The sequence below is a fragment of the Shinella yambaruensis genome, from assembly GCF_022899355.1.
Classification (GTDB): Bacteria; Pseudomonadota; Alphaproteobacteria; order Rhizobiales; family Rhizobiaceae; genus Shinella; species Shinella yambaruensis.
Genome location: NZ_JALJCK010000009.1, coordinates 165,115 through 179,481 on the forward strand (window position 1 = coordinate 165,115; position 14,367 = coordinate 179,481).

The 14,367-nt window shown below is 65.0% G+C and carries 18 protein-coding genes; 5 read left to right on the forward strand and 13 right to left on the reverse strand.

From position 1 onward, the window contains the following. Positions 1-108: 108 nt before the first annotated feature. The gene (locus MUU56_RS21265) at positions 109-765 is read left to right on the forward strand and encodes an outer membrane lipoprotein carrier protein LolA (RefSeq protein WP_398431313.1); all 657 of its coding nucleotides are present in this window, start codon (positions 109-111) and stop codon (positions 763-765) included. 94 nt (positions 766-859) lie between these two features. Beyond that, a complete protein-coding gene (locus MUU56_RS21270) occupies positions 860-1,666 on the forward strand; it encodes an exodeoxyribonuclease III (protein WP_244769281.1) in 807 nt (268 codons plus the stop codon). A gap of 150 nt (positions 1,667-1,816) precedes the next feature. On the opposite strand, the gene MUU56_RS21275 is transcribed toward MUU56_RS21270, so the two are convergent. Together MUU56_RS21275 and MUU56_RS21280 are read right to left on the reverse strand one after the other, a co-directional pair. Then, on the reverse strand, positions 1,817-2,272 hold the full coding sequence (locus tag MUU56_RS21275) for a cyclic nucleotide-binding domain-containing protein (protein WP_064331789.1): 456 nt from the start codon (positions 2,270-2,272) through the stop codon (positions 1,817-1,819). A gap of 70 nt (positions 2,273-2,342) precedes the next feature. After that, positions 2,343-3,026 (reverse strand): response regulator transcription factor, encoded by a 684-nt coding sequence (locus MUU56_RS21280; RefSeq protein ID WP_024271121.1) that lies wholly within the window; start codon positions 3,024-3,026, stop codon positions 2,343-2,345. A 110-nt stretch (positions 3,027-3,136) separates the two neighbouring features. Between MUU56_RS21280 and MUU56_RS21285 the strand changes: the two genes are divergently transcribed. Further along, positions 3,137-3,682, forward strand: coding sequence for a L,D-transpeptidase family protein (locus MUU56_RS21285; protein ID WP_244769282.1), 546 nt, complete (start codon positions 3,137-3,139; stop codon positions 3,680-3,682). A gap of 130 nt (positions 3,683-3,812) precedes the next feature. Next, positions 3,813-4,643 carry an aldo/keto reductase gene (locus MUU56_RS21290; protein ID WP_244769283.1) on the forward strand — a complete coding sequence of 277 codons (831 nt, stop codon included), beginning with the start codon at positions 3,813-3,815 and terminating at the stop codon, positions 4,641-4,643. Between the two features lie 130 nt (positions 4,644-4,773). On the opposite strand, the gene MUU56_RS21295 is transcribed toward MUU56_RS21290, so the two are convergent. From MUU56_RS21295 to rplS, 6 genes are all read right to left on the reverse strand, one after another. After that, complete coding sequence (locus tag MUU56_RS21295) at positions 4,774-5,322, reverse strand: SixA phosphatase family protein (protein ID WP_244769284.1); 549 nt, start codon at positions 5,320-5,322, stop codon at positions 4,774-4,776. 38 nt (positions 5,323-5,360) lie between these two features. After that, the gene (leuC, locus tag MUU56_RS21300; protein WP_244769285.1) at positions 5,361-6,770 is read right to left on the reverse strand and encodes a 3-isopropylmalate dehydratase large subunit; all 1,410 of its coding nucleotides are present in this window, start codon (positions 6,768-6,770) and stop codon (positions 5,361-5,363) included. A gap of 72 nt (positions 6,771-6,842) precedes the next feature. Then, positions 6,843-7,040 carry a hypothetical protein gene (locus MUU56_RS21305; protein WP_244769423.1) on the reverse strand — a complete coding sequence of 66 codons (198 nt, stop codon included), beginning with the start codon at positions 7,038-7,040 and terminating at the stop codon, positions 6,843-6,845. Beyond that, on the reverse strand, positions 7,037-7,843 hold the full coding sequence (locus tag MUU56_RS21310) for an amino acid ABC transporter permease (RefSeq protein WP_244769286.1): 807 nt from the start codon (positions 7,841-7,843) through the stop codon (positions 7,037-7,039). Before MUU56_RS21310 ends, MUU56_RS21305 begins: the two co-directional genes overlap by 4 nt. Before the next feature lie 9 nt (positions 7,844-7,852). Beyond that, positions 7,853-8,650, reverse strand: a complete 798-nt coding sequence (locus MUU56_RS21315; protein ID WP_244769287.1) for a transporter substrate-binding domain-containing protein — start codon at positions 8,648-8,650, stop codon at positions 7,853-7,855. A 150-nt stretch (positions 8,651-8,800) separates the two neighbouring features. Then, on the reverse strand, positions 8,801-9,319 hold the full coding sequence (rplS, locus tag MUU56_RS21320; RefSeq protein ID WP_244769288.1) for a 50S ribosomal protein L19: 519 nt from the start codon (positions 9,317-9,319) through the stop codon (positions 8,801-8,803). A 404-nt stretch (positions 9,320-9,723) separates the two neighbouring features. On the opposite strand from rplS, the gene MUU56_RS21325 reads away from it, so the two are divergent. Further along, a complete protein-coding gene (locus tag MUU56_RS21325; protein WP_244769289.1) occupies positions 9,724-10,470 on the forward strand; it encodes a sulfite exporter TauE/SafE family protein in 747 nt (248 codons plus the stop codon). Here the strand turns inward: MUU56_RS21325 and trmD are convergent. The 5 genes from trmD to ffh form a co-directional block, all read right to left on the reverse strand. Further along, positions 10,452-11,147, reverse strand: coding sequence for a tRNA (guanosine(37)-N1)-methyltransferase TrmD (trmD, locus tag MUU56_RS21330; protein WP_244769290.1), 696 nt, complete (start codon positions 11,145-11,147; stop codon positions 10,452-10,454). The two genes, MUU56_RS21325 and trmD, sit on opposite strands and share 19 nt — an antisense overlap. Before the next feature lies 1 nt (position 11,148). Continuing rightward, the gene (gene rimM / locus MUU56_RS21335; protein ID WP_244769291.1) at positions 11,149-11,727 is read right to left on the reverse strand and encodes a ribosome maturation factor RimM; all 579 of its coding nucleotides are present in this window, start codon (positions 11,725-11,727) and stop codon (positions 11,149-11,151) included. Positions 11,728-11,842: 115 nt separating this feature from the next. Beyond that, positions 11,843-12,208 (reverse strand): 30S ribosomal protein S16, encoded by a 366-nt coding sequence (gene rpsP, locus MUU56_RS21340; protein WP_244769292.1) that lies wholly within the window; start codon positions 12,206-12,208, stop codon positions 11,843-11,845. Positions 12,209-12,244: 36 nt separating this feature from the next. After that, positions 12,245-12,568 carry a chorismate mutase gene (locus MUU56_RS21345; protein WP_064331777.1) on the reverse strand — a complete coding sequence of 108 codons (324 nt, stop codon included), beginning with the start codon at positions 12,566-12,568 and terminating at the stop codon, positions 12,245-12,247. Positions 12,569-12,579: 11 nt separating this feature from the next. Next, positions 12,580-14,136, reverse strand: a complete 1,557-nt coding sequence (gene ffh / locus MUU56_RS21350) for a signal recognition particle protein (protein WP_244769293.1) — start codon at positions 14,134-14,136, stop codon at positions 12,580-12,582. Positions 14,137-14,367: the final 231 nt, after the last annotated feature.

Genomic DNA, 14,367 nt, shown 5'->3' on the forward strand with positions numbered 1-14,367 from the left:
AACGGGCGCGCCTCCTGCGGCGTTTTCACCGGCAAGTCTCGCGTCAGGGCGAAACGCCATTATGGCGCCGCGTTTGGCCCGCATGAGAAACGCATGAAGGAGACCGACATGATCCGATCCGAGAACGGCCGCGCGACCGGAACGCTGACGCGCCGTAGCTTCACCTGCCTGATGGCCTTCACGCTTGCCGCCGGCCTTTCGGCGCTCGCCCCCACCGACGCCTCCGCGCAGGCGAGCGGCGCCGCCCAGAAGATCGCCGATCACTTCGCCTCGGTGAAGACGATGATGGGCGAGTTCGTGCAGTTCGGCCCGCGCGGCGAGCAGACAGGCGGCAAGTTCTACATCTACCGTCCCGGCAAGATCCGCTTCAACTACGAGGAGCCCTCGCCGATGCGCGTCATCGCCGACGGCAAGGCCGTCGTCATCGGCAATCGCAAGCTGAAGACCTGGGATCTCTACCCGCTCTCCAAGACGCCGCTCAACCTGTTGCTCGGCGAGAAGATCGACCTTTCCGCCAAGATGGTGCGCAGCGTGAAGGAAGAATCGGACCTGACGACGATCGTGCTCGGCGACAGGAACATGTTCGGCGATTCGACCATCACCATGATGTTCGATCCCAAGACCTACGACCTGCGCCAGTGGACGATCACCGACGCGCAGGGCAAGGACACCTCCGTGATGATCTTCAACGTCAAGACCGGCGTGAAGCTCGACGACAAGGTCTTTTCCATTCCTTACGACGAAGTGCGCAACAAGGGCGGTTAATTCGGTCCAGGGGCCTTTTCCGTTTCGCCCTTCATGCGCTAAGACGCCCCGACCGGCCCGTGAAAACGGGCCGGGTGTTTTTGAGGGCGATGGCATGGCACTTTCGATTGCGACCTGGAACATCAACTCCGTGCGGCTGCGCATGCCGCTCGTCGAGCATTTCCTGAAGACCTTCTCGCCGGACATCCTGTGCCTGCAGGAAACCAAGTGTCCGAACGATCTCTTTCCGTCCAAGCCGCTGAAGGCGCTGGGCTACGAGCATATCGTCATGCACGGCCAGAAGGGCTATCACGGCGTCGCCACCGTCTCCCGCCTGCCGCTGACCGAACTCGTCGAGCGGCGGGACTATTGCGGCGTCGGCGATGCGCGCCATGTCTCGGTGCTCTTTCACCATCGGAACAAATCGATCCGCCTGCACAATTTCTATGTGCCGGCCGGCGGCGACGAGCCGGATCGTTTGATCAACCCGAAATTCGGCCACAAGCTCGATTTTATCGAGGAGATGAAGCTGCTGCACGCCGAGGCCGAGGCCGGCATTTCCTCGATCCTCGTCGGCGACCTCAACATCGCCCCGCTGGAGCACGACGTCTGGTCGCACAAGCAGCTCCTCAGGATCGTCAGCCACACGCCGATCGAGACGGAAGGCCTCATCGACGTCATGACCAAGGGCGCCTGGGTCGACCTCATGCGCCGCAAGGTGCCGGCCCACGAAAAGCTCTATACGTGGTGGAGCTACCGCTCGGCCGACTGGGTCGCCGCCAACAAGGGGCGCCGCCTCGACCACATCTGGTCCTCCGCCGACCTGGAGCCGCATCTCAGCAACATCGCGGTGATCCGCGAGGCGCGCGGCTGGGAACGGCCGTCCGACCATGTGCCGGTGATTGCGGAATTCGATTTTTAAGGGATTGCCCCTCACCCTAACCCTCTCCCCGCAGGCGGGGAGAGGGGACGTGCCTCACAAACGGGTATTTGTTGGGGAAATCGGTGCGGCATATCCCTCCGCCCCGTTTACGGGGAGAAGGTGGCCGGCAGGCCGGATGAGGGGCCTGCCTCAGGCAAACCGCCCGGCAAGCCCCCGCATCTGGCTGATCATCGCCGAAAGGTTTTCGCGGATGCGCGCGTCCACGAGAACGGCAACGTCGGGATATTCCTCCAGCATGCGGCGGAAGAGCGGGCGGTTGATACGGATGACCTCGCTGTCTTCCGTCGCCACGGCCGTATATTTGCGCTCCACGGCGGAAATCATCGCGAGCTCGGAAAGCAGCGTGCCGGCGCCGGCCGTGCCTTCGTCGCGCGTCGTTCCGTCCCGGAGCGTCGAGGTGAGCCGGAACGCCCCATAGGCGACGACGAAGCCGCAATCGGCCGAGGTGCCCTCGCGAAACAGCGTCTGCCCCTCCACCAGCCGCCGGCGCTCGGCGCCGAAGGCCATCAGCCGCAGCTTGTCGTCGGCGAGGCCGGCGAAGAGCGGCACGCGGGAAAGAAGGGCGATGTCGTCGCTGAGACCCACGGCGGGCGTTCCTCAAAAGCAAGTCCGGAAAAGTGTAAAGCGGTTTTCCGCCCGGGAGTTGCGTGAAAAGCTAAGGTACGATCTTGTAACCGCCGTTCTCTGTCACGAGAATCTCCGCATTGGAAGGGTCCCGCTCGATCTTCTGGCGCAGGCGATAGACATGGGTCTCCAGCGTGTGGGTCGTGACGCCGGAATTGTAGCCCCAGACCTCTTCGAGCAGCACGTCGCGCGTCACCACCTTCTGGTCGGCGCGGTAGAGGTAGCGGATGATCGCCGCCTCCTTCTCCGTCAGGCGGATCTTCTGGCCGTTTTCCAGCGTCAGCAGCTTCTGGCCGGGCTTGAACGTATAGGGGCCGACGGTGAAGGTGGCGTCCTCGCTGCTCTCGTGCTGGCGCAGCTGGGCGCGGATGCGCGCGAGCAGCACGGCGAAGCGGAAGGGCTTGGTCACGTAGTCGTTCGCCCCGGCCTCGAGGCCGAGGATCGTGTCCGAATCGGTGTCGTGCCCGGTCAGCATGATGATCGGCGCCTTGAAGCCGCCCTTGCGCAGCAGCTTCACGGCTTCGCGACCGTCCATGTCCGGCAGGCCGACATCCATGATCAGGAGGTCGATCTGATTGGCGCGGGCGGTCTGTATGCCCTTGCCGGCGGTGGTTTCCTCGAGCGTCGAGAACTCCTCGTAGAGCGAAAGCTGCTCGACGAGCGTCTCGCGCAGGTCGTTGTCGTCATCGACAAGAAGGATTGTGCGGGATGTCATGCTTTACCTCTCGGCATTCCTCTGGAAAGTAAGGGAATTGGGACTTTTGGCAAGCCCGCCCATGGCTTAGCCAGTCAGGTTACCACAAGGCGCGAATATGGCGGAGCGACATGAGCCGGATCACATCTGCTGAACATTGCGTGAAGACGATCCTGGTGCGCCCGGCGCCGGGCAGGAAGACCCGCGCCATCGTCCAGGTCGGCCCCCTGCGCCTGCCCGCCGCCATCGGCCGCTCCGGGCGAACCAGCCGCAAGCGCGAGGGCGACGGCGCGACGCCGATCGCCGCCATGCCGCTTCTCTCCGGCTTCCTGCGCGGCGACCGGCTGCCCCAGCCGCAAAGCGCCCTGCCGCTCCGGCGCATCCGACCCGCCATGCTGTGGTGCGACGCGCCGAAGCATCCGTCCTACAACCGTCTTGTCCGCGCGCCCTTCAAGCCGAGCCATGAGGAGATGCAGCGCAAGGACGAGCTCTACGACATCTGCCTGGTGCTCGACTGGAACGTGACCGCGCGCCGCCGCCATGCCGGCTCGGCGATCTTCTTCCACCTCATCCGCCCCGGCTATGAGCCGACGGCCGGCTGCATCGCCCTTGCACAACGTGACATGCTGCGCATCCTGCCGCATCTGCGGCGCGGCACGGTCGTGCGGGTGCTCTGAGGATTTTACCGAGGTGGGCTGAAATGCTGCGATGCGGAACCTATATCAGCCTCGACCGTCGCCGGGCTTCAAGGCGCCACGGGAAACCCGCCCGGGTTCAAGCACGCCATTTTTTCACGGAGAGATTCTGATGAGCGATCAACCGACAATCCTGTTTCACGACGGCAACAGCATTCCCCAGGTCGGCCTCGGCGTCTGGCAGACCCCGAACGACACGGCCGTGACCGCGGTCAAGGCCGCGCTTGACGCCGGCTATCGCCATATCGACACGGCCGCGATCTATGAGAACGAAGCGGGCGTCGGCGAGGGCATCCGCGCCTCCGGCATTGCCCGTTCGGAGATCTTTCTCACCACGAAGCTCTGGAATTCCGATCAGGGCTACGATGCGACGCTGAAGGCCTTCGACGCCAGCCTGAAGCGGCTCGGCACCGACTATGTCGATCTCTACCTCATCCACTGGCCGGCGCCGAAGCGCGATCAGTATGTCGACAGCTGGAAGGCCTTCATCCAGCTCCAGAAGGAAGGCCGCGCCCGCTCGATCGGCGTGTCCAACTTCTATCCGGAGCACCTGCAGCGCCTGATCGACGAGACCGGCATCACCCCGGTGATCAACCAGATCGAGTTGCATCCGGACTTCCCCCAGAAGGAGGCCCGCGCCTATCACGACAAGCACCGGATCGTCACCCAGTCCTGGAGCCCGCTCGGCCAGGGCACGCTGCTGGAAAACCCGGTCGTCGCCAAGGTCGCGGCAAAACACGGCCGTACGCCGGCGCAGGCCATCACCCGCTGGCACATCGACAACGGGCTGGTGGTGATCCCGAAGTCCGTGACGCCGTCGCGCATCGTGGAGAATTTCAAGGTGTTCGACTTCAAGCTTGACGACGAGGACATGGCGACCTTCGCGAGCCTCGAAAAGGACGGCAAGCGCATCGGTCCCGATCCGATGACGGCGACGTTCTAAGCCAGCCAAACCGCAAAACCTCTCCACGTCATGCTCGGGCTTGACCCGAGCATGACGTGGAGGGTGGGGTGACGGGCGTCGCTGATACGCGCTGATGGCTGCATTGGAGCGGCTTGGCCGCCCGTTTCGTCTATGGCAGCGTCCTCGGCGTCACGAAGCTTTCGAGCCGGCCTGCTCCGGGCGCAATGTCCGTCCATGTCTCGATGTCGAAAGCGATGACGGCAAGCCCCGCCGTCGGGAATTTTGTCCGTAGCCGCGCCAGTGCCGTTGCCTCGCCCTGTGGTGCGAGCAAGGCCGCCACATCCTCGAAACCCGGATTGTGACCGATGACGAGCAGCGTCTCGCTCTCCGGCGGCGCTTGCCGGATCGCCGCGAGGATGGCCGCCGGTTCGGCTTCGTAGATCGACGCCACCGTGCGGGACGGGCAAGGCTTTGCGAGGGCCGGCGAGACGAGGGCCCAGGTTTCCTGCGTGCGCCGGGCCGAGGAGACCAGCGCGAAATCCGGCTCGAGGCCTTCCGACGCAATATAGGCCCCCATGCGCGGGGCACCGCGGCGGCCGCGATCGGCGAGGGGGCGGGCGTGGTCTTCGACGCCCTCGGGCCAGGCGGACTTGGCGTGGCGGAGGAGGAGGAGGCGTTTCACGGGAATCTCTCCTTCAAACGAGAAGGCCGGGAGCATGCTCCCGGCCTTCTATCACGATGGCGATGAAGCCGTGATCACTTCCAGTCGCGGATGTCGACGAAGTGGCCGGCGATCGCGGCGGCCGCGGCCATGGCGGGCGAGACGAGATGCGTGCGGCCCTTGAAGCCCTGGCGGCCCTCGAAGTTGCGGTTCGAGGTGGAGGCGCAGCGCTCGCCCGGCTTCAGGCGGTCGTCGTTCATGGCGAGGCACATGGAGCAGCCCGGCTCGCGCCAGTCGAAACCGGCTTCCTTGAAGATCTTGTCGAGGCCTTCGGCTTCCGCCTGCTCCTTCACGAGGCCGGAGCCCGGGACGATCATGGCGTCGACGGTGGAGGCGACCTTCCTGCCCTCGACGACGGCGGCGACGGCGCGCAGGTCCTCGATGCGGCCGTTGGTGCACGAGCCGATGAAGACACGGTCGATGGCGATGTCGGTGATCTTCGTGCCCGGCTTCAGGCCCATATAGTCGAGCGCGCGCCACTTGGAGGAGCGCTTGGTCTCGTCCTCGATATCGTCGGGGTTCGGCACGACGCCTTCGACGGAGACGACGTCCTCCGGCGAGGAGCCCCAGGAGACGATCGGCGGCAGGTTGGCGGCGTCGAGCACGACGATGCGGTCGAAATGCGCGCCCTCCTCGGTGTAGAGTGTCTTCCAGTAGTCGAGCGCCATTTCCAGCGCCTTGCCCTTGGGCGCGCGCGGCTTGTCCTTGATGTATTCGAAGGTGGTCTCGTCCGGCGCGATGAGGCCGGCGCGGGCGCCGCCTTCGATCGTCATGTTGCAGATCGTCATGCGGCCTTCCATCGAGAGCGAGCGGATCGCCTCGCCGGCGAACTCGATGACGTGGCCGGTGCCGCCGGCGGTGCCGATCTCGCCGATGATGGCAAGGATGATGTCCTTGGCCGTCACGCCTTCGGGAAGCTTCCCGTCGACGCGCACCAGCATGTTCTTCGCCTTCTTCTGGATCAGCGTCTGGGTGGCGAGGACATGCTCCACCTCGGAGGTGCCGATACCGTGCGCCAGCGCGCCGAACGCGCCGTGCGTGGAGGTGTGGCTGTCGCCGCAGACGATGGTCATGCCCGGCAGGGTAAAGCCCTGCTCGGGGCCGACGATGTGCACGATGCCCTGGCGCACGTCCTTTTCGGAATAGTATTCCACGCCGAAATCGGCGGCGTTCTTGGCGAGCGCCTCGACCTGGATCCGGCTTTCCTCGTTCTTGATGCCCTGGTGGCGGTCCGGCGAGGTGGGAACGTTGTGGTCGACGACGGCGAGCGTCTTTTCCGGCGCGCGCACCTTGCGCCCGGCCATGCGCAGGCCCTCGAAGGCCTGCGGCGACGTCACTTCGTGAACGAGGTGACGGTCGATGTAGAGAAGACAGGTTCCGTCTTCCTGGCGGCTGACGATATGGTCGTCGAAAATCTTGTCATAGAGGGTACGGGGTGCGCTCATGGCTCTTCATCCGCTTGGTATGTTTAGGGTACAGGAATTTGGCGAGCCCGTGGCTCGCAGGATCGAGAGCGATCAGGATAGGCGGCTGATAAGCGCGCCGAAGACACGCGCAAAGAAGCGTGCCGGCAGGCGCTTGTGATCCTGCAGCACGACGACATGCTTTTCCGTGCATCCGAACTTGGATTCCATGCCCCGCATATAACGATTTTTTGACGGCACGGCAAGTTGATGCGCGGCGACCGTCTGATCATCCGCGCGCGCAGGGATCACGTCCGCCGGAGACGTCTTTCCAGCGCCCGCAGGGCCAGGGAAAGGCCGATGGTCAGGATGAGGTAGACATAGGCGACGATGGAATAGGTCTCGAAGAAGCGGAACGAGCCCGACGCGTAGACCTTGCCCATCTGGGTGATGTCCGCGACGCCGAGCACGGAGACGAGCGAGGAATCCTTCACCATCGCCACGAAGTCATTGCCGAGCGGCGGCAGGATGACGCGCACGGCCTGCGGAAAGACGACGAGCCGGAAGCGCTGGAAGCGCGACAGGCCGAGCGCCTTCGCGGCCTCGATCTGCCCCTTGTCGACGGACTGGATGCCCGCGCGAAAGACCTCGGCGATGAAGGCGGAATAGCCGATCATCAGCGCGATGATCGCCCGCCACATCAGCGAGAGGTCGCGCACCTGCACCGGTTCCAGGTAGCCGGCGGCAAGGAGCGGGCCGATCGCGAAGTTGATCACCGCCACCAGCGCCGGGGCGCCGACGAAGGCGATGTAGAAGAGCAGGACGAGCACCGGCACGCCCCGGATCACCTCCGTGTAGAAGCGGGCGATCTGGCGCAGCACCTTGCTTTCGGAGAGCGCCATCAGGGCGACGGCGAGGCCGAGCAGGGTGGCGAGCAGGAAGGCGACGAGGGTCACGAAGATCGTCACCCACAGTCCCTTCAGCACGACGCTGAACACCTGCCTGTAGAGGTCATTGGCAATGATGACGCCGGCAAGCGCCAGCGCGATGACACCGAGGGCGACCAGCCACCAGGGATAGTCGCCCTTCGCCGTATCAGGGGAAGCGGGAGCCATGGCTGCCCGTCACTCACCCATCTTGTAGTCGAGGAACCACTTCTTGTTGAGGCTTTCCAGCGTGCCGTCCGCCGTCAATGCCGCGATCGCCGCGTTGACCGGGGCGACGAGATCGGAGCCCTTCGGGAAGATGAAGCCGAAGTCCTCGGTGCCGAGCGGCTCGCCGACCACCTTGAGCTTGCCGCCCGAGGCGTCGACATAGCCCTTGGCCGCGACGCTGTCGGTAAGCACCAGGTCGACATCGCCGGCCTGCAGCGCCTGCACGGTCGCGCCGAAGGTCTCGAACAGCTTGATGCGCGGGTTCTGCTCGTTGCCGTCGAGGATTTCATAGACGGCGGTGTAGAAGGGCGAGGTGCCGGGCTGGGCGGCGATCAGGCCGTCGTTTAGCGCCGCGAAGGATTTCGCGTCGTTGAAGCGTTCCTCGTCGCCACGCACCAGCATGAACTGCTGCGAACGCATGTAGGGGTCGGAGAAGTCGACCTTCTCCTTGCGGTCGTCCTTGATGGTGATGCCGGTCATGCCGATATTGTACTGGTTGTCGGAGACCGCCTGGATCATCGTGTCCCAGCTGGCGTTCTGGTATTCGACTTTGAAGTTCAGCCGCTTGGCGATCTCGTTCATCGCGTCATATTCCCAGCCGATCTGCTCGCCCGACTTCGGATCGACGAACTGCAGCGGCGGGTAAGCGTTCTCCGTGACGACGACGACGGTCTTGCCGCCGAGGTCGGGCAGGTCCGTGGCGAAGGCGAGAGCGGGCATGAGGGCGGCGGCGGCAAGGCCTGCGAGAACGGCGCGGCGGGAAAACATCGAAACAGGCTCCTGAAATTGTGGCGGCGGAACACTCTCACAGGTTCAGGCAGGGAGGCAAGCACGGCGCTTGCGTGCAAAGGCTTTTCCGTAAAACAAAAAAGCCGCCGGCAAGGCCGACGGCTTCTTCGAATGGATGCGGCTGCCGGATTATTCGGCGGCGGCTTCCGCGGCCTTTGCGGCCTCGGCAGCTTCTGCTGCGGCCTTTTCAGCGGCGAGCGCCTGGGCGGCTGCCACCTTCTCGGCCTCGAGACGTGCCTTTTCCTCGGCAATGGCCTGGCGCTCGGCATCGTTCAGCTTGCGGGCGCGCGTGCCGGTGTTCTCGACGATACGAGCCGACTTGCCGCGGCGATCGCGCAGGTAGTAGAGCTTGGCGCGGCGGACCTTGCCGCGGCGCACGACGTCGACGCTTTCGACGAGCGGCGAGTAGATCGGGAAGACGCGCTCGACGCCTTCGCCGTAGGAGATCTTGCGAACGGTGAAGCTCTCGTTGAGGCCGCCGCCGGAACGGGCGATGCAGACGCCTTCATAGGCCTGCACGCGGGTACGCGAACCTTCCGTGACGCGCACGTTGACGCGGACGGTGTCGCCCGGGGAGAATTCCGGGAGGGTGCGCTTGGCTTCGATCTTCGCGGCCTGTTCGGCTTCAAGCTGCTGGATGATGTTCATCGGTCTAACCTTCTGGTTCTTCTGAAACAGCCAGAGCGCTCGACGGTCACCTTCTGGGCCATGGCCTCTAAGGTTAGTCCGTTGCCGGACGGAGCGGATTCGCCATTCTTTGATTGCAGGTCGGCGGGAGTAATCCCAAATCCGTGCGGGCCAATACACCAAACGAACCGGCTTGTCATCCCCTAAAGCACATGGCGAGCTTTCCGATACCCTCCTTGCGCTTCAAAGCTCTGGTTTTGCGTATGCCGCTGTCGCAAAACCGCTGCGCATTTTTGCGCGGCATGCCGCAACGGCAAAAGAAACCGCGCCGGAAGGGCGGTTCTTCGGCCTTGCCGCCCTTCCGGCGCCACGCTATCACGCGCTTGAGGAGGGCGCGGCCACAGCTGCCGTGCCGGGGAAGCATCATGACCGTTGTCGACGCCATCTTTCTGTTCATCGCGGGCTTCCTCTCCGGCGTGGTAAACGCCATCGCCGGCGGCGGCACGTTCCTGACCTTCGGCGCGATGACACTGACCGGCCTGCCGCCGATCGTCGCCAACGCCACCTCCTCGATCACCCAGTTTCCCGGCTACGTCACCTCGACGCTCGCCTATGCCAAGGAAATCCGCGCCGACTGGAAGGAAGCGCTGCTGCTCGGCGCGCTGTCGCTTGTCGGCGGCTTCGCCGGGGCCATGCTGCTGCTCTCGCTCTCCAATCCCTCGTTTCGCGCGCTGGTGCCGTGGCTCCTGCTGGCGGCGACCGCGATCTTCGCGGCCGGACCCTATCTCAAACCCAGGACGCTGAGCCCGGAAAAGCCGATCTCGCCGCTCGGCCTCGCCCTCCAGGGCATCACCTCGATCTATGGCGGCTTTTTCGGTGCGGGCATGGGCATCATGACGCTCGCCGTGCTGGGCCTCACCAAGGGCGGCGACTATCACCGGCTGAACGCGCTGAAGAATTTCGTCGCCGTCGTCATCGCGGCCATGGCGATCGTCGTCTTCGCCAGCGGCGGCGTGGTCGGCTGGCCGCAGGCGGCGGTCATGGTGCCGGCGGGCGCGATCGGCGGCTATGCCGGCGTCTGGGCGGCGCGGCGCGTGCCGCAGCCGGTCATCCGCGGCCTTGTGGTCGCGGTCGGCCTCGCGCTGACGGTCTATTATTTCGTGACGGGCTGAGCGGGGAGAAGATCGGGCCGACGCGCGCGCGTCAACTGTTCCGCCTCCTCGCGCCGCCATTTCTCGATCGCCGCGTGGTGGCCGGAGGTGAGAACGCCAGGGATCTCCATGCCTTCCCAGACCTGCGGGCGGGTATAGTGCGGGTGCTCCAGCAGCCCGCCCTCGAAGCTCTCGTGCTCGCCCGAAAGCGCATTGCCCATAACGCCCGGCAGGATGCGCACCACGGCGTCGAGCAGGATCATCGCCGCCGGCTCGCCGCCGGAGAGGATGTAATCGCCGATCGAGACCTCTTCGAGCTGCCGCCCGTCGATGACGCGCTGGTCGACGCCCTCGAAGCGGCCGCAGACGATGACGGCGCCGTCGCCTGCCGCCAGCTCCCGGACGCGGGCCTGCGTCAACGGGCGGCCGCGCGGGCTCATCAGCAGGCGCGAGCGGCTGTCGCCTTCAGAGGCGTGGTCGATGGCGCGGGCAAGCACATCCGGCTTCAGCACCATGCCGGCGCCGCCGCCGGCCGGCGTGTCGTCCACCGTGCGGTGGCGATCGGTGGTGAAATCGCGGATCTGCACGCAGTCGAGCGCCCAGTCGCCGCGCGCGAGGGCCTTGCCGGAGAGCGACTGCCCGAGAAACCCCGGGAACATCTCCGGATAGAGCGTCAGGATGGTGGCGCGGAAAGCCACGTCACTCTCCGTCGTCGTCTTGCGGCGGACGGCGGCGCCGGCTGCCCGGGCCGTCGTTTCCGTCATCCTCCAGGCCGGCGGCGACGGCGTCGATCAGAAGGCGCCCGCCTTCGAGGTCGATCTCCAGCACGGCCGCTTCGGAGAAGGGAATGAGCACGGGCCGCTTGCCCGGCCCCTTGAGTTCGAGAAGGTCGCCCGCGCCGAAATCGAAGATACCCGTCACCTTGCCGTGGCTGCGGCCGGCGGTATCGACCGCTTCCAGCCCTTCGAGGTCGGCATAGAAGAATTCGTCCTCGTCCAGTTCCTCGTCCGGCAGGTTGTCACGTTCGATATAGAGGTCGGTGCCGGTAAGCGCCTCGGCGGCATTGCGGTCGTTGATGCCGCGAAAGCGCACCACGACGACATTCTTCGCCTCGCGCACTTCGAGCACCTCGAAGGAGCGGCCGTCCTCGGTATGGAGATGGCCATAGTCGCCGATCGCCGTCGGGTCGATCGTATAGGATTTCACGCGGACCTCGCCGCGCAGGCCCTGTGCCGCGCCGACGGTGCCCATGAGGACGGGATTTTCCAGTTTCGCCATGGTTCGGTTCCGTGTGTTTCGGGACGCCTAGGCTTTATTATGTTCATGCCGAGGCTCCAAATGAAAACGGGCGGCATGAAACACGCCGCCCGTTTTCTGGAAAAGCCGCGAAGGATTATTCGCCGGCGGCGGCAGCAGCGGCGTCTTCTTCCTTCTGCTTCTTCTCGGCAGCGCGTTCGAGCGCCTTCTTGCCCGGCTTTGCCTTGTCCGGGTTGTTGCGGGCTTCGCGCTTCACGACGCCGGCCTCATCGAGGAAGCGGGCAACGCGGTCGGTCGGCTGGGCGCCCTTGGCGAGCCATTCCTTGGCGCGGTCGGCGTCGATCTGCACGCGGCCCGCGTCGTCCTTGCCGAGCATCGGGTTCCAGGAGCCGAGCTTTTCCAGGAAGCGGCCGTCGCGCGGCGAACGGGCGTCGGCAACGACGATCTGGTAGTACGGGCGCTTCTTGGAGCCACCGCGGGCGAGACGGATTTTCAGGGACATGTCATTACTCCTTGGATGTGACGTGAGCCGCTTTTCTCAAGCGGTGTTCTGGTTTGCGCCGCTGTGCTCAGCGGCAATGGCTTCATGGTGCCGGATCACCTCGCGGATGATGAAGTTCAGGAACTTCTCCGCGAAATCCGGATCCAGATTGGCATCCTTCGCAAGGCGGCGAAGGCGTTCGATCTGGTATTCCTCGCGCGCCGGGTCGGCCGGCGGCAGTTCATGCGTCGCCTTCAGCACGCCCACCGCCTGGGTACAGCGGAAGCGTTCGGCGAGCATATGCACAAGGGCAGCGTCGATATTGTCGATCGATTGCCGGTATTCCCCCAATTGCTGCTTGACCTTCGGATCGATCGTCATGCCGCGTCCCCTCACTTCTTCTTCGGCAGGCCGGGAAGGCCCGGAAGGCCGCCGAGACCGGGCAGGCGTCCGCCGCCGAGGCCCGGAAGGCCACCACCGCCAAGGCCCGGCAGGCTGCCCGGCTTGATGCCGGCCGCTTCCGCCTGCTTGGCGAGCGCCTCAAGCTGCTTCGGATCCATCTTGGACAGGTCGGGCATGCCGCCCATGCCGCCGCCAAGGCCCATCTTGCTGGCAAGGCCGCCCATCATCTGCTTCATCATGCCGCCCTTCTTGCCGCCCATCATCTTCATCATGTCCGCCATCTGGCGGTGCATCTTCAGAAGCTTGTTGATGTCGCTGGCATCGGTGCCGGAGCCGGCGGCGATGCGCTTCTTGCGGGAATGCTTGAGCATGTCGGGATTGGCGCGCTCGGCCTTGGTCATCGAGTTGATGATGGCGATCTGGCGGCCGAACAGCTTGTCGTCGAGACCGGCGGCGGACATCTTGTCCTTCATGCCGGCCATGCCGGGCATCAGCCCCATGATGCCGCCCATGCCGCCCATCTTCTGCATCTGGCGCAGCTGGTCGGCAAGGTCGTTGAGGTCGAACTTGCCCTTGGCCATCTTGGCGGCCATGGCGGCCGCCTTCTCGGCGTCGATGTTCTCCGCCGCCTTCTCGACGAGCGAGACGATGTCGCCCATGCCGAGAATGCGGTCGGCGACGCGGCGGGGATGGAATTCCTCCAGCTCGCCCATCTTCTCGCCGACGCCGATCAGCTTGATCGGCTTGCCGGTGACGGCGCGCATCGAAAGGGCGGCGCCGCCGCGGCCATCGCCGTCCATGCGAGTGAGCACCAGGCCGGTGATGCCGACGCGGTCGTCGAAATTGCGGGCGAGGTTGACGGCGTCCTGGCCGGTCAGCGCGTCGGCGACGAGCAGGATCTCGTGCGGATTGGACTTCCGCTTGATCTCCGCCATCTCGATCATCAGCGGCTCGTCGATATGGGTGCGGCCGGCGGTGTCGAGGATGACGACGTCATGGCCGCCGAGCTTTGCGGCCTGCACGGCGCGCGAGGCGATATCGGTCGGCGACTGGCCGGCGATGATCGGCAGGGTATCGATGCCGGCCTGTACGCCGAGCTGGCGAAGCTGCTCCTGCGCGGCCGGGCGGCGCGTGTCGAGCGAGGCCATCAGGACCTTCTTCTTGTCGCGCGTCTTCAGCCGGTTGGCGATCTTGCCGGACGTCGTCGTCTTGCCGGAGCCCTGCAGGCCCACCATCATGATGACGACGGGGGCGGCGGCGTTGAGGTCGATCGAGACGCCTTCGGAGCCGAGCATCGAGACCAGCTCGTCATGCACGAGTTTGACGACCATCTGGCCGGGCTTGATCGACTTCAGGATTTCCGCGCCGACGGCCTTTTCGCGCACGGCATCGGTGAAGGAGCGCACCACTTCCAGCGCCACGTCCGCTTCGAGAAGCGCACGGCGGACCTCGCGCAGCGCCGCCGAGACATCGGCCTCGGAGAGCGCGCCACGGCCTGTCAGTCCATTGAGAATGGAGCCAAGGCGGTCCTGGAGTGTTTCAAACATCACGTCTTCCTTCTTGTTTCCACGTCTGGCGGAAACATCGGTTCCATCCGCGCCAAAAACAAGACGAAAAGCCGAAAAGCACCCGAGGGCGCATCGCGCTGTCGGGTGTTGACCTCCGGGATCTCTTTATACCTCAATGGGTCCCGGTCGGCGGCTTCAAGCATCGTAACTTGTCGCGGATGCGGCGGCTTAAACAGCAAAGGGGTCGGAAAGTCAAGGACGCACCGGATC

Coding starts and splice junctions, on each gene's coding strand:
- rpsP (WP_244769292.1), bottom strand. CDS start 12,208: ATGTCCCTGAAAATCCGTCTCGCCCGCGGTGGCTCCAAGAAGCGCCCG.
- leuC (WP_244769285.1), bottom strand. CDS start 6,770: ATGAGCGCACCCCGTACCCTCTATGACAAGATTTTCGACGACCATATC.
- rimM (WP_244769291.1), bottom strand. CDS start 11,727: ATGGCGAAACTGGAAAATCCCGTCCTCATGGGCACCGTCGGCGCGGCA.
- MUU56_RS21315 (WP_244769287.1), bottom strand. CDS start 8,650: ATGTTTTCCCGCCGCGCCGTTCTCGCAGGCCTTGCCGCCGCCGCCCTC.
- MUU56_RS21325 (WP_244769289.1), top strand. CDS start 9,724: ATGACCGTTGTCGACGCCATCTTTCTGTTCATCGCGGGCTTCCTCTCC.
- ffh (WP_244769293.1), bottom strand. CDS start 14,136: ATGTTTGAAACACTCCAGGACCGCCTTGGCTCCATTCTCAATGGACTG.
- rplS (WP_244769288.1), bottom strand. CDS start 9,319: ATGAACATCATCCAGCAGCTTGAAGCCGAACAGGCCGCGAAGATCGAA.
- MUU56_RS21310 (WP_244769286.1), bottom strand. CDS start 7,843: ATGGCTCCCGCTTCCCCTGATACGGCGAAGGGCGACTATCCCTGGTGG.
- MUU56_RS21345 (WP_064331777.1), bottom strand. CDS start 12,568: ATGACGATCGATCCGAAGGTCAAGCAGCAATTGGGGGAATACCGGCAA.
- MUU56_RS21270 (WP_244769281.1), top strand. CDS start 860: ATGGCACTTTCGATTGCGACCTGGAACATCAACTCCGTGCGGCTGCGC.
- MUU56_RS21280 (WP_024271121.1), bottom strand. CDS start 3,026: ATGACATCCCGCACAATCCTTCTTGTCGATGACGACAACGACCTGCGC.
- MUU56_RS21285 (WP_244769282.1), top strand. CDS start 3,137: ATGAGCCGGATCACATCTGCTGAACATTGCGTGAAGACGATCCTGGTG.
- MUU56_RS21295 (WP_244769284.1), bottom strand. CDS start 5,322: ATGCTCCCGGCCTTCTCGTTTGAAGGAGAGATTCCCGTGAAACGCCTC.
- MUU56_RS21290 (WP_244769283.1), top strand. CDS start 3,813: ATGAGCGATCAACCGACAATCCTGTTTCACGACGGCAACAGCATTCCC.
- MUU56_RS21265 (WP_398431313.1), top strand. CDS start 109: ATGATCCGATCCGAGAACGGCCGCGCGACCGGAACGCTGACGCGCCGT.